The organism is Paenibacillus sp. 01T443 (assembly GCF_056398325.1).
Map to the genome: position 1 here is coordinate 33,273 of NZ_JBFTPE010000018.1, position 14,052 is coordinate 47,324.

At 50.8% G+C, this 14,052-nt stretch carries 10 protein-coding genes and 1 other annotated feature; all 10 genes read left to right on the plus strand.

The annotated features are described in order from the left end of the window. Window positions 1-11: 11 nt before the first annotated feature. The 10 genes from AC1DLI_RS26330 (at window position 12) to murC (ending at window position 13,880) form a co-directional block, all read left to right on the plus strand. Window positions 12-656: a precorrin-2 dehydrogenase/sirohydrochlorin ferrochelatase family protein gene (locus AC1DLI_RS26330; RefSeq protein WP_477607441.1), complete on the plus strand. Its 645-nt coding sequence runs from the start codon at window positions 12-14 to the stop codon at window positions 654-656. Further along, window positions 656-1,624, plus strand: coding sequence for a hydroxymethylbilane synthase (hemC, locus tag AC1DLI_RS26335; protein WP_477607443.1), 969 nt, complete (start codon window positions 656-658; stop codon window positions 1,622-1,624). Before AC1DLI_RS26330 ends, hemC begins: the two co-directional genes overlap by 1 nt. Before the next feature lie 5 nt (window positions 1,625-1,629). After that, on the plus strand, window positions 1,630-3,198 hold the full coding sequence (gene cobA, locus AC1DLI_RS26340) for a uroporphyrinogen-III C-methyltransferase (protein WP_477607445.1): 1,569 nt from the start codon (window positions 1,630-1,632) through the stop codon (window positions 3,196-3,198). Window positions 3,199-3,201: 3 nt separating this feature from the next. Continuing rightward, on the plus strand, window positions 3,202-4,200 hold the full coding sequence (hemB, locus tag AC1DLI_RS26345; RefSeq protein WP_477607560.1) for a porphobilinogen synthase: 999 nt from the start codon (window positions 3,202-3,204) through the stop codon (window positions 4,198-4,200). Between the two features lie 4 nt (window positions 4,201-4,204). After that, entirely contained in the window at window positions 4,205-5,506 is a 1,302-nt protein-coding gene (gene hemL / locus AC1DLI_RS26350; RefSeq protein WP_477607447.1) for a glutamate-1-semialdehyde 2,1-aminomutase, read from the plus strand. A gap of 85 nt (window positions 5,507-5,591) precedes the next feature. Then, a complete protein-coding gene (locus AC1DLI_RS26355) occupies window positions 5,592-6,596 on the plus strand; it encodes an RluA family pseudouridine synthase (protein WP_477607449.1) in 1,005 nt (334 codons plus the stop codon). Between the two features lie 89 nt (window positions 6,597-6,685). Further along, window positions 6,686-7,999, plus strand: coding sequence for a LysM peptidoglycan-binding domain-containing protein (locus AC1DLI_RS26360; RefSeq protein WP_477607451.1), 1,314 nt, complete (start codon window positions 6,686-6,688; stop codon window positions 7,997-7,999). 120 nt (window positions 8,000-8,119) lie between these two features. Further along, window positions 8,120-8,363: a binding site (T-box leader), on the plus strand. Window positions 8,364-8,420: 57 nt separating this feature from the next. Next, window positions 8,421-11,063 carry a valine--tRNA ligase gene (locus AC1DLI_RS26365; RefSeq protein ID WP_477607453.1) on the plus strand — a complete coding sequence of 881 codons (2,643 nt, stop codon included), beginning with the start codon at window positions 8,421-8,423 and terminating at the stop codon, window positions 11,061-11,063. Between the two features lie 29 nt (window positions 11,064-11,092). Continuing rightward, entirely contained in the window at window positions 11,093-12,478 is a 1,386-nt protein-coding gene (locus tag AC1DLI_RS26370) for a bifunctional folylpolyglutamate synthase/dihydrofolate synthase (RefSeq protein WP_477607455.1), read from the plus strand. Between the two features lie 7 nt (window positions 12,479-12,485). Further along, window positions 12,486-13,880, plus strand: a complete 1,395-nt coding sequence (gene murC / locus AC1DLI_RS26375) for a UDP-N-acetylmuramate--L-alanine ligase (protein ID WP_477607457.1) — start codon at window positions 12,486-12,488, stop codon at window positions 13,878-13,880. Window positions 13,881-14,052 lie beyond the last annotated feature (172 nt).

The following is a 14,052-nucleotide window of genomic DNA, read 5'->3' on the forward strand; positions in this document are numbered from 1 at the left end:
GCACAGCTCCGATGAATGGTTTTTACCCGGTGGTTATACAGCTTAGAGGCAGACGCTGCGTTGTCATCGGCGGCGGCGGCATTGCGGAGCGAAAGCTGCTTGGTCTGCTGGATGCCGGAGCAGATGATGTAACGGTCATTAGCCCGTTGTTAACTCCTAAGATGGCAGAATTAGCGGCCGCAGGGAAGATTAGCAGCTGCCGGAGAGAATACGTGGATGGCGACCTGAGCGGAGCATGGCTGGTTTTCGCGGCAACAAATGACAAACGCGTAAATGCAGTCATCGCTGCTGCTGCGGAGCGTCTTGGCATTTTGGTCAATACGGCGGATGAAGCAAGCAACGGCTCGTTTATTTCCCCCTCAACCTTGCGAAGAGGGGATTTGCTGCTTTCTGTTACAGCATCTGGGGCAAGCCCAGCGCTATCTCAGCGGATTAAGAAGGAGCTTGCAGCGCAATATGGTTTGGAATACGAAGAAATAACTGCCCAGCTCCGCCGCTTACGCGAAACGGTTTTGAGCAAAGAATTGGATGAGCAGCAGAGGCAGGCCGTACTGAAGCTTGCAGCCGAAGAAGCCATGCAGCACAAACGGTACAATAGGGACATCGAGGAGTGGCTGCAGAGCTTGCTTCATCGGATAGACAGGGGGCTTACATAATGGATAATAATCAAGGAAAACGCGTCATCGTTGTAGGGACGAGGCAAAGCGCGCTCGCATTGACGCAAACCGGGCAAGTGATAGACGAACTGAAACGGATTAGCGAAAAGCATGGCTTTGATTACACGTTTGAAGTGAAAAAGATCGTGACCAAGGGAGATCGTATTCTCGATGTTACATTGTCCAAGGTTGGCGGGAAAGGCTTGTTTGTAAAAGAAATCGAACAAGCGCTCGTGGATGGAGAGATCGATTTGGCGGTTCATAGCATGAAAGACATGCCTTACGAGCTGCCGGAGGGTTTAATGAACGGAGCGACTCCAAGGCGCGTTGATCCGAGAGACTGCCTCGTTACCCGCCAAGGTGGCGGGCTTGATGATTTGCCTCAAGGCGCGAGAGTGGGAACAAGCAGTCTTCGCCGCTCATGCCAGTTGAAAAACGCCAGGCCGGACCTGCAGTTGGAATCCATTCGCGGAAACATTGATTCGCGTATCCGAAAGCTGGAAACCGAAGGCTTCGACGCGGTTGTGCTTGCAACTGCAGGTCTAACGCGCATGGGTTGGCAGGATCGTATATCCGCGAATATACCCGTAGATATATGCTTGCCTGCTGTCGGTCAAGGTGCGCTTGGCATAGAATGCCGTGAGAATGACCAGCAGATTCGTGAGCTGCTTGCGTTATTGAATGACAAGGAAACCGAGCTTACCGTTCGGGCAGAACGAAGCTTTTTAGGCTCACTGAACGGCGGTTGCCAGGTTCCTATTGGTGCATATTGCATCATGGGCGATGAGGTTGAGGGCCAAAAAGGCATTCGCAATCTGACGATGACAGGAATGGTCGGCTCGCCTGACGGAGCAACGTTGCTGAAAGAAGTCATGCAGGGGACTGACCCTGAGCAGCTGGGCAAGGATGTTGCGGCGGCACTCGTAGCACGCGGTGCGGACCGCATTTTAGCTGAAATTGGGGGATGACAGACTTGGACAAGGGGAAGGTATACTTGGTTGGCGCTGGACCGGGAGATCCAAAGCTGATCACGGTGCGAGGCCTGCAATGCTTAGAGGAATGTGACGTCGTCGTATACGACCGTTTGGCAAGCCCGAGATTGCTTCGCTATGTGAAGCCGGGGACGGAGCGAATCTATGTAGGAAAGCTGCCAGACCGCCATACGATGAAGCAGGAGGAAATTAACCAGCTTCTCGTGGACTTAGCGCTGCAGGGCAAGATTGTCACGCGCCTGAAAGGCGGCGATCCGACGATATTCGGACGCGTTGGCGAAGAAGCTGAGCTGCTCTATGATAACGGAATCGAGTTTGAGATCATACCGGGCATAACCTCTGCGATTGCCGTTCCTGCATATGCAGGGATCCCGGTTACACACCGTGACTTTGCTTCATCCTTGTCCATTATTACGGGCCATGAGAGCCCGGATAAGCTTGACCGTTCCATTCATTGGGATAAAGTAACAAATGCAACGGGAACGCTTATTTTTCTAATGGGCGTTGCCAAAATAGGATATATTGCCGATCAGCTTATGAAGCATGGCAAACCGCCGCAAACGCCGGTAGCGCTTGTGCGCTGGGGTACCCGAGTGGAACAGCGTACCATTGTCGGGACGCTGGAAACGATCGAAGAGATCGTTAAAGCGGCTAATTTCCAACCTCCGGCCGTTATTGTCGTTGGTGAGGTTGTGCTTCAGCGTGAAAAGCTGAAATGGTATGAGAACAAGCCGTTGTTCGGTTTGCGCGTGCTTGTAACGAGGGCTAGAGCGCAGGCGAGCGAGCTTGCGGATCAGATCGAAACGCTAGGCGGAGAGCCGTGCGAGTTTCCCGTCATTGAGACGATCGAGCCGTCCGCTCCCGATGTGGTTGAAGCCCTTCGCGAGAAGCTTGAGCTTGCTGAGCAATATAACTGGCTTATGTTCACCAGTGTGAATGGCGTAGAGTATTTCTTTGGCTGGCTTCGTAAATTCCAGATCGATATCAGAAGATTTTTTGGCGCAAAAATTGCAGCGGTAGGCCCCAAGACAGCGGCAGCATTAGCCGCTCATGGTTTAATGGCCGAGGAGCTTCCGCTAAAATTCCATGCGGAAGGACTGCTTGAGCAGCTTCGGCCGCAGCTGAAGGCGGGAGAGCGAGTACTGCTGCCGCGAGGCGATCTTGCCCGCGAAGTCTTGCCGCGCGAGCTGAACGCCTTGGGCCTGCTTGCCACAGAAATAGATGTGTATGAAACCGTGCTTGCAGAACAGCAGGATGAGCTGGCGCTGGAATGGATACTCGAAAAGGCGATTCATATGATCACGTTTACGAGCTCTTCCACCGTAACAAATTTGCTTGAAGTGTTAAGACGCAAAGGGATTACGAATCCGGTGGAGTTTCTTGCGGGTATTCCGATTGCCAGCATGGGTCCCATAACGACAAAGACCGTAATCGCTGCTGGGCTAAAGGTAACCATCGAGCCGGAGGATTCAACATTGGACGGCCTCCTCCAGGCAATCGTTGATTATCAGCAAAAACAACTAGCAATAACGGTAAGGGAGGAATTATAAATGATGAGCTTTCCGACAGTAAGAAACCGCAGATTGCGCAAAACCTCCGCTCTTCGGAACCTGGTAAGGGAAACGGCGCTGAGCGTGAATGATTTTATTTATCCGATTTTCGTAACCCACGGTCAAAATATAAAAGACGAAATTCCGTCAATGCCTGGCGTTTATCATCTTTCGATGGATCTTTTGGAGCAAGAGATCCGCGAGGTTGTGGCAGCGGGTATCCAATCCGTACTGCTCTTCGGCCTTCCGGAGCATAAGGATGCGCTGGGTACCTCGGCATATGCTTCGAATGGCATCGTTCAACAGGCCATTCGTGCTGTAAAAGAATGGGCGCCGGGGCTTGTGGTCGTTGCGGACACCTGCTTATGTCAATTTACCGATCACGGCCATTGCGGCATCGTTCATTTGCATGAAGAATCAGGTATAGCTGAAGTAGATAACGACTCTTCCTTGGATTTGCTGGTACAGACCGCAGTGTCGCAAGCAGAAGCCGGCGCTGATATTATCGCGCCTTCGAATATGATGGACGGCTTCGTGCTCGCAATTCGTCAAGGGCTTGATGATGCAGGCTTCAGCGATGTTCCGATCATGTCGTATTCGGTGAAATTCGCTTCGGCCTACTATGGCCCTTTCCGGGATGCAGCCCATTCCGCGCCGCAATTCGGCGACCGCAAAACATATCAGATGGATCCGGCTAATGTGCGCGAGGCGCTGCGGGAAGCGGAGACAGACATTGCGGAGGGCGCTGACATGCTGATGGTAAAGCCTGCACTGGCCTATTTGGATATTTTGAGACTGTTGAAGGATAAATATAATTTGCCGGTTGTCGCTTATAATGTAAGCGCTGAGTACTCGATGGTAAAAGCAGCATCCGCTAATGGCTGGATCGACGAGAAATCGATCGTATTAGAAACCCTGTTAGGCATGAAACGCGCTGGCGCCGATCTCATCATCACGTATCATGCGAAGGATGCGGCACGCTGGTTAAAGGGAGAGGTGTAGGCAGATGAAAGATCATTCGAATCTTAGAAATGACGCACGCTCAGTTGCTGCATTCGCAAGAGCGAAGAAGGTTATACCTGGCGGTGTGAACAGCCCCGTTAGAGCTTTCAAATCGGTTGGTTTGAACCCTGTTTATATGGAACGAGGACAAGGGAGCCGCATTTATGATATCGATGGCAACAGCTATATTGATTACGTAGCTTCATGGGGACCGCTCATCATGGGTCATGCCCATCCGGAGGTCGTGGAAGCCATTAAACGGACGGCCGAAAAAGGGACAAGCTTTGGCGCCCCTACCGAGCTGGAAACGTTGATGGCTGAGCTCGTTTGCGAGCGTGTTCCTTCGGTGGATATTGTCCGCATGGTAAACTCGGGTACGGAAGCAACCATGAGTGCGTTAAGACTCGCGCGCGGATACACGAAGCGCAGCAAGATTTTGAAATTTGAAGGCTCGTACCACGGTCATGCGGACAGCTTGTTGATCAAAGCAGGCTCAGGTGTTGCAACGCTTGGCCTGCCTGACAGCCCGGGTGTACCTGAGCACGTAGCTTCGCATACGATTACGGTGCCTTACAACGATATCGAATCGGTAAAGCTCGCTTTCGAGAAGTTTGGCGAAGAGATTGCATGCGTTATCGTTGAGCCGGTTGCCGGTAATATGGGCGTCGTTCCGCCATTGCCCGGTTTTCTGCAGGGACTTCGGGACGTAACGGCGAAGTACGGCACTGTTCTTATTTTTGACGAGGTAATGACTGGCTTCCGTGTAGGCTACAGCTGTGCGCAAGGACTTTATGACATCCAGCCGGATCTTACCTGCTTCGGCAAGGTAATCGGCGGTGGCTTGCCTGTTGGCGCTTATGGCGGAAAGCGTGAGCTGATGGAGCTGATTGCGCCTAGCGGTCCTATCTATCAAGCGGGTACTTTATCCGGTAATCCGCTTGCGATGGCTGCAGGCTATGCGACGCTTAGTCTGCTTACACCTCAGCTTTATGAGCAATTGGAACGTCAAGCGGTGAGACTGCAGCTTGGCTTTGAAGCGAATGCGCGCAAGCATGGCATTCCGAACACGATCAATCGCGTGGGCTCGATGGTATGTCCGTTCTTCACCGATTCGACCGTCATAAACTTTGAATCCGCGAAAACCTCCGATCTCGAGCGATTTAAGGCTTACTTTGCATCGATGCTTGATTTGGGAGTTAGCGTGGCTCCTTCCCAGTTCGAGGGCATGTTCGTCTCTGGGGTTCATACGGATGAAGACATTGATGCTACGATCGAAGCGCATGATATCGCATTTAGCCGCTTGTAAGGCCAAGCGCAGCATAGGGTAGAGGATTGAGGCTCGTAAGAAAGCAGAAATCCGCTGCAGTAATTACAATTGGGAGGAAAATGACATGCTTGATGGTCATATGAAGAGGAACGGGCAATGGCTGGAGCTAGACAGGACAGCTATGGCAGCCATTACCGCCTCTCCAACCATTGATCCCCATTCGGAAAAGGATCCGGCAGCTCTGCCGGAGCTTGCGCAGCCGCGGGCTGGCAGCCATCCGCATCTTGTGCGGCAGTGGCTGCTGGCCCGTTCCTATTTTCCGCAGAAGTGGATTAATCGGTTATTTTCGATCGGAGGCATTCAGTGGAACGGGGAAGTGCTTCAATTGCTGGCATTCCCGCCGGTTGATCCGCGCAGCGATGCTGCATACCGAAATATTCGGCCGCATGCGCACGAGGGAATGCCTGCGGTACTTTATGAAGATGATTTCTGCATCGTGCTCGACAAGCCTGCCGGGATGGCCGTACACGGAACAGCTCCGGGACAAAGCGGCACCTTGGATGAAGCGGCAGCTAGACATCTTCTAAGTAAGGGAGATCCGCTTAATGTGCGTCACATCCATAGGCTTGATGATGATACTTCCGGCCCTGTTTTATATGCCAAAAATGATCTGGCCCAGTGGAAGCTTGACGAGGCGATGAGGTCAAAGGCAATTGATCGGCATTATATCGCTGTGGTGCAAGGGCAGCTGTCCAAGCCGAGCGGTACGATTGATGCGCCGATTGGAAAGGACCGTCATCATCGCGCAAGACGGCGGGTTTCCGAGAATGGGGATCAAGCGATCAGTCATTATGAGGTGCTTGCCTCAAATACCCAAATGTCGCTCATACGGGTAAAGCTGGAGACAGGCCGAACGCATCAAATCCGGGTTCATCTCAGCTATATCGGCCATCCGCTGATCGGGGACGGCTTATACGGTGGCGATACAAGGCTGCTGAGCCATCAAGCGCTACATGGGGAGAAGCTGGTATTTCCGCATCCTTGGACGGATTTGCTTAAGGAAGTTTCTTCGCCTTGGCCGGAGTGGCTGACTGAGCTTTCAGAAAAGATACATCATCGTTCAAAATGATAGTCATGCTCCTGCCCAACCTACCATATAGATAAGTAGTGAATGTAATGTTAGACCAAGCATTCAGTATGAGAGGGGAGGACTGAGGCGTGTCGGATCAAACGAACGGATTACGCTTTGACGTGTATGAGCGCGTCCATTTGCCCGATGATGTTGCGGCAATTGACGAGCTGGAGGAAATTGAGCTTGTTCCCCGTATTCAGGTGATCGATCAGGGGGATCATGCCGTGCTTAGAGGGCAGCTTCTTTTGAGCGGGGTATATAGGAGTCAAAATGATTCCGAAAACTCGTTGACGCTGGAGCATTGGATTCCCGTCGAAATTACGCTTCCGATGAACCGAATATCACGACTGGACGATATTTCGATTGAAATTGATAATTTTGACGTCGATTTATTGTCCGCGCGCACCTTAAACATTACGGGCGTTTTATCTCTGCGCGGGATTTCTGCCCAGCCGGTTCAAGAGCATGAGGAAATCTGGCGCGAAGAGCCATTCACTGTCGTGCATCAGCGGGAAGCATTTGACKAACGCGCAGCGGAGTTTTTTAACAACCAGAATGCCGCTAACGAACAGCCGTACATACTACCGGAAGAGCAACAATTTGCTGCGCAAGAAGAGGTTCCATACCTGCAGCAGCCGGAATTGTCGGATGAGTCGGAGGCAACCGTTACGATCTCTTCTATAGCTTCCGAGTCAGGCTGGTCATCATCCCAGTTGTTCGCGACTCCGGGTCAACAGACAGAAGAAGAAGAAGAGGCTGAACTGGCTGACGAGCGGGAAATCACGTTAGCCTCTCAGCAAACCAGCAGCGAGGGATGGCTTGCAACGTCCTCAACGTTTGCGAATGCCGCTCCGAACGTCGAGCAGAACGAATCCGAGTTTATCAGCTCGCAGCCAGCGTTTGATCAGGAGCGGGAAGAGCAGGAGTTGGAGCCGGAGCCGGAAGCAAACGAGCCGCCTCCTTCGCCTTTTGCAGAAGCATTGCCGCCTCAAAGGATTGAACCTGAACCGGAGAAACAGGAGGTGCGGATTGCTCTTACAGGCAAGCAGCCTCAGGACGGAACGGGTTCGCCAGCCGATATCGGTATTCTCACGCTGCTGCAGACGAGCAGGCGGGAGCAAGCGGTTCGCGAGGCTGCCGAGCAAGTGATCGCTCAGCAGCGGGCAGATGAACAAGCAAGGGTGCAAGCATCAGGAGACGAGATTGAATGGAAAAACTTATTTCTTGGCAAACGCTCTGAGGATACGGAATTTCGAAAAATCAGAATGTGTATCGTGCAGCGGGATGAGACGCTCGACGTCATCGCCTCTAGATACAGCTTAAATCCGAGAKAAATTCTAATTTATAACCGTTTGGATGATTCCGGCGTGTCGGAAGGACAGCTGCTTTACATTCCATAACGGTCAGGAAGGTCGGAAATGCCCTTATTGCTCAAAAAGTTGAGCAATAGGGGCATTTCTTGCGTTAGTTTGGTTGACTCAGCCGTATAACAAAGGTATGATTAAAGGTATATATGCGTTATAACGACGTTGAAGGGGAATAGTATGCAGCAAAGCCTTCAGAGAGTGGAACCGTTACGCTGAGAGGTTCCGCAGGAAGTGACTGCTACGAGTCGCCCCAGAGTTGCCTGAGCCAAGTATGAGCAACCTGTGCTCTACCGAAGTCAGGCCGGCCGCAGCCGTTATCTGTTTGAGTGTCATGCGGATCTTGTTGTTCGCGTGGAACAAAGGTGGTACCACGGAAGCTAAACCTTTCGTCCTTTATGATAAGGGCGGTAGGTTTTTTTTGTTTTTGTAGATCGATTTATGGAGGATGGAACGAATGTCAGAAAATCAAACGACAACTGCAATGCCGACAACTTATGATCCGAAGGCAGCTGAGCAGAAATGGTACGATTACTGGATGCAGGGAAAATTTTTCGAGGCAGGCAAACGTCCGGATGCAGAAACCTACACGATTGTCATACCGCCGCCTAACGTTACCGGAATGCTGCATATCGGTCATGCGTTAGATTTTACACTGCAGGATATTTTGATCAGAACGAAGCGGATGCAGGGGTATGATGCGCTTTGGCTGCCGGGTACAGACCATGCGGGGATAGCGACTCAGACAAGAGTGGAGCAAAAGCTGCGAGAGCAAGGGATCTCTCGTTATGATCTAGGTCGTGAAGCATTCCTAGAGAAGGTGTGGGAATGGAAGGATGAGTACGCGAATACGATTCGTGACCAATGGGCGAAAATGGGCCTTTCCCTGGATTATTCAAGAGAGCGGTTTACACTAGACGAAGGCCTTTCGAAGTCTGTTCGCGAGGTGTTTGTTCGTCTTTATGAGAAAGGTCTTATTTATCGCGGCAAAAAAATCATAAACTGGGATCCTGCCGCACGCACGGCGCTATCCGATATCGAGGTTGAGCATAAAGAGATTAACGGCCATTTGTATCATCTCAACTATCCGCTCAAAGACGGATCAGGCTTTATCACCGTAGCAACGACACGGCCGGAGACGATGCTGGGAGACTCAGCGGTAGCCGTTCATCCCGAGGATGACCGCTATAAGCATTTGATTGGTCAAATGATCGTGCTTCCGGTTGTTGGGCGTGAGATCCCGATTATTGCCGATGAGTATGTAGATAAAGAATTTGGTTCAGGCGCTGTGAAAATAACGCCGGCGCATGACCCGAATGATTTTGAGGTTGGCGAGCGCCACAGCCTGCCGCAAATCATTGTCATGGACGAGACGGGCACGATGAATGCAGAAGCAGGACCGTATCAAGGCCTTGACCGCGCGGACTGCCGCAAGCAGCTCGTTAAAGATTTGCAGGAGCAAGGCGTATGCATCCAAATCGAAGATCATGTGCATCAGGTTGGACACAGCGAGCGCAGCGGCGCGGTAGTTGAGCCGTATCTTTCCACGCAATGGTTCGTAGCCATGAAGCCGCTGGCTGAAGCAGCGATTGCTGCCCAGAAGGCTGGTAAAGGCGTTAACTTCGTACCGGAGAGATTCGAGAAAATCTATTTGCACTGGATCGAAAACGTACGCGACTGGTGTATTTCCAGACAGCTGTGGTGGGGCCACCGGATTCCGGCTTGGTACGATGAAGCGACCGGCGAGATGCATGTATCCCGCGAGGACATGGCGGGAGAACACCTTAGCCAGGACAATGACGTGCTTGATACGTGGTTCAGCTCCGCGCTGTGGCCGTTCTCCACACTAGGCTGGCCGGAACAAACGGAGGATCTCAAGCGTTTTTATCCAACGGATGTGCTTGTAACGGGCTATGATATCATCTATTTCTGGGTGGCTCGGATGATCTTTACCGCGCTTGAGTTTACGGATCAGTCGCCGTTCAAGGATGTGCTGATTCACGGTCTCGTTCGCGACTCTGAAGGCCAGAAGATGTCGAAGTCGAAGGGCAATGGCGTTGATCCGCTTGAGGTTATTGAGAAATACGGCGCGGATGCGATGCGCTATATGATTTCTACAAGCAGCACACCGGGACAGGATTTGCGTTTCCGCTGGGAGAAGGTTGAGCAAGCGCGCAACTTTGCGAACAAGATATGGAATGCCTCACGCTTTGCGCTGATGAATCTAGAAGGCGTTGAAGCTGAGGATATTGATATTACGGTTAACCTTGGCACAGCAGATCGTTGGATTTTGCATCGCTTGAATGAAACCGTTCGTGATGTGACCCGTCTAATTGAGAGCTATGAATTTGGTGAAACCGGACGGATTTTGTATAACTTCATATGGGATGATCTCTGTGACTGGTATATTGAATTCGCTAAGCTTAGCCTTTACGGTACGGACGAGGCGGCTAAAAAGGCAACGCAATCGGTACTCGCGTACGTACTTGACCGCACGCAGCGCCTGATTCACCCGTTCATGCCGTATATCAGTGAAGAGATTTGGCAGCATTTGCCTCATAAAGGCGACACGATCACGTTGGCTGAATGGCCTGTGTATGATACGGCGCTTGATGCGCCGGATGCCGTTAAAGAGATGGAGCTGTTAATGGAAATGATCCGTGCGGTACGCAACATCCGTGCGGAAGTAAACGTGCCGATGAGCAAAAAGATTGAAATGCTGATCAAGCCGTCCAGTGAAGCGGAAGCCGCGATTATGTCCCGCAATGAAGAGTTCATTAAACGTTTCTGCGGTACTTCAAGTTTGGAGACAGGTCTGCATATCAGTGCCCCAGACAAAGCTATGACAGCTATCCTAACCGGAGCAGAGCTTTATTTGCCGCTTGCAGGTTTGATCGATATCGAACAAGAGATCGCCCGTCTCGAAAAGGAGCACCAGCATTTGAATGCTGAGGTGGAGCGGGTTGAGAAGAAGCTTGGCAACGAAGGTTTTGTAGCGAAAGCACCGGCTAAAGTCATTGACGAAGAACGCGCCAAAATGAACGATTATGCAGACAAACGCGACAAAGTACTAGCTAGAATTGCGGAATTGCGCGGATAACGCTGCAAACGGAAGAAGGAACGATTAGGATGACGAATCAACAGATAGAGCAGCGGCCTGCAGGGCCGCTGCAATCCTACCGGGAAGCGGTGGATTGGATTACAGGGCTAATTCCGTTTGGTATTCGTCCAGGTCTTGAGCGGATTGAAAAGCTGATGGAGCTGCTAGAGAATCCACATCGCAGGCTGAAGTTTATTCACATTGCAGGAACGAACGGCAAAGGTTCGACATGCGCATATTTGACCAGCGTATTGCTGCGCAGCGGATACGACGTAGGAACCTTTACATCACCGTATATAACGAAATTCACGAATCGCTTTCAATATAACGGCATCGATATCGACGAAGAAACGCTTCTCAGGCTTGCGAATGAGCTGAAGCCTCATGTTGAGGCGCTTGCAGAAACGGAGCTTGGCTCGCCGACAATGTTTGAAGTATCGACCGCGCTTGCCATCCTTTTTTACGCGAAGGTTACTTATCCCGATTATGTCGTATGGGAAACAGGGCTTGGCGGACGGCTTGACGTGACGAATATCGTACAGCCGGTTGTTACGGTAATTACGAATATCGGTCATGATCATATGGATCGGCTGGGCGATACAATCGCAGCAGTTGCCAGCGAGAAGGCCGGCATCATCAAAGCGGGCATACCGGTCATTAGTGCGGTAGCACAGCCTGAGGCGATTGATGTGATCAAGCGTGTCGCTGCGGATAAGAAAAGTACGCTCTACCTGCTGGGTGAGCAATTCCATGAAACCGCGCTGTCGGTTCAAGAAAATGAACAAACCTTCCGTTTCGAAAATTTATTCCGAAGCATTGAGCCGTTAACCATTACGCTGAACGGCGCGCATCAACGAACGAATGCAGCCGTAGCGGTTATGACCCTCGAGGTGCTGCGTCAGTACAATGCGCTTGTTGTTGAGGATGAAATTTTAGCTGAAGGCCTTAAGGCAGCCGCATGGCCTGGACGTCTGGAAATGGTATCTCAGCAGCCTCGTATTCTTATTGACGGGGCACACAATCCAGAAGGCGCAGAATCGCTGGCGGATGCGCTAAAAAACACTTACAAGTATGATCGTTTGCATCTTATGATGGGTATGCTGGAGAATAAGAATCATCAGGATGTACTTAAGCATATACTACCAATAGTGGATACGCTTATTGTGACCGAGCCTGATTTTCGAATGAAAAAAGATGCCCCAGCTTTAGCTGATTTGGTCAATGAAATGCGGCAGCAGCAGCCTGATAAGTATGATTTCGAGCTTGTAGTGGAACAGAATTGGCATACAGCATTACAAAAACTACAACAGTTAACCGGGGAAACAGACCTTGGGGTCGTAACAGGCACGCTTTATTTAATAGCTGACGTTCGCTCCCGCATTTTGTATAACTCGGATTCTGAAAAAGGTTGGTGAACCGTCTTTGAATACGGCAGAACACGTTCATTTCATCGGAATCGGCGGTTACGGAATGAGTGCCATTGCCCGCGTTATGCTGGAAATGGGCTATAAGGTGACCGGATCCGATGTCGCGCGTCAAGAATTAACAGAGAAGCTTGCAGCAAATGGTGCCAGCATTTATATCGGTCATCAGCCGGAGCATGTAAAGGGAGCAGATTTGGTCGTTTATTCAACGGCCCTCTCCAAGGATAACGTTGAACGGAAGGCTGCAGAGGAGCTAAACATCCCTGTTTTGCACCGATCACAAATGCTCGCAAGGCTGATGAATGCAGGCAAAGGGATCGCGGTAGCCGGCGCGCACGGTAAGACGACAACCTCTTCGATGATTGCGCTTGTCATGGAAAACTGCGATGCGGATCCAACCTATATTATCGGCGGAGAAATCGTTAATGTAGGGACTAACGCAAAAGCAGGCAAAGGTGAGTATGTCGTGGCCGAAGCAGATGAGAGCGATGGATCGTTTCTCCACTATCATCCAACGTTAGCTATCGTAACGAATATTGAGCCGGATCATCTTGAAAACTATGAAGGCGATTTCGGTAAGCTGAAGGCGGCTTACGTACAATTTTTGCAGCAGGTGAAAGCGGACGGAAAGGCGATTGTATGCGCGGATGACGAGACGGTTAACGAACTGATACCGCAAGTGTATAAAGGAAATATCGATAAATCGCAGCTAATCACCTACAGTATAGAAAACGAGGCAGACTATAAAGCCCATAACATCGTGCTCGGAGACCGCAAGGTATCCTTTACGATGACGCATAACGGAGCAACTCTAGGAGAAGTGGAGCTTTCGGTTCCAGGTCTTCATAATGTGTATAACGCTATGGCTACGATTATTACCTGTCTGGAATCAGGCTTGAGCTTCGACAAAATCGCGGTTGCGATTCAATCCTTTAGAGGCGCCAAGCGCCGCTTTCAGGTGATGGGTGAAGTTAATGATATTCTGGTCATTGATGATTATGCCCATCACCCGACTGAAATCAAAGCTACAATCAGTGCAGCTAAGGCAACAGGAAAACGCATTATTGCGGTATTCCAGCCGCAGCGCTATACGCGGACATTTTTCCTGTTCGAGCAATTTAGTCGTGCATTTCCTGAGGCAGACGAAGTCATTATTACCGATATTTACTCACCTGCGGGCGAGCTTCAAATTGAGGGTGTGACCTCTCTCAAGCTTGTAGAGCTGATAAAGAGCAACAGCAATGCAAACACATTGTATCTTCCGACTAAGGACGAAGTTTTCGAATATTTGTCTGGACGGGTCGCACCAGGCGATCTAGTCATCACAATGGGAGCAGGCGACATTTGGAAGGTAGCGGATTCGCTGGCCAAATCGTTGAAATCGAACCATTAAACAGTTAATGCCCGGCGGTTCCTTTGCGGAATCACCGGGCATTTTGTTTTTAGCGCTAAATACGAGTAATGGCAAATGCAGAAGCACAAGTGCGAACATAAGCATGCTCAAATGCATCAGCAGTACAAGCGAATGCGTGAGTACAGACACCGGATTCCTATACATATTCCTT

Coding starts and splice junctions, on each gene's coding strand:
- AC1DLI_RS26330 (WP_477607441.1), top strand. CDS start 12: ATGAATGGTTTTTACCCGGTGGTTATACAGCTTAGAGGCAGACGCTGC.
- hemC (WP_477607443.1), top strand. CDS start 656: ATGGATAATAATCAAGGAAAACGCGTCATCGTTGTAGGGACGAGGCAA.
- hemB (WP_477607560.1), top strand. CDS start 3,202: ATGAGCTTTCCGACAGTAAGAAACCGCAGATTGCGCAAAACCTCCGCT.
- hemL (WP_477607447.1), top strand. CDS start 4,205: ATGAAAGATCATTCGAATCTTAGAAATGACGCACGCTCAGTTGCTGCA.
- AC1DLI_RS26355 (WP_477607449.1), top strand. CDS start 5,592: ATGCTTGATGGTCATATGAAGAGGAACGGGCAATGGCTGGAGCTAGAC.
- AC1DLI_RS26365 (WP_477607453.1), top strand. CDS start 8,421: ATGTCAGAAAATCAAACGACAACTGCAATGCCGACAACTTATGATCCG.
- AC1DLI_RS26370 (WP_477607455.1), top strand. CDS start 11,093: ATGACGAATCAACAGATAGAGCAGCGGCCTGCAGGGCCGCTGCAATCC.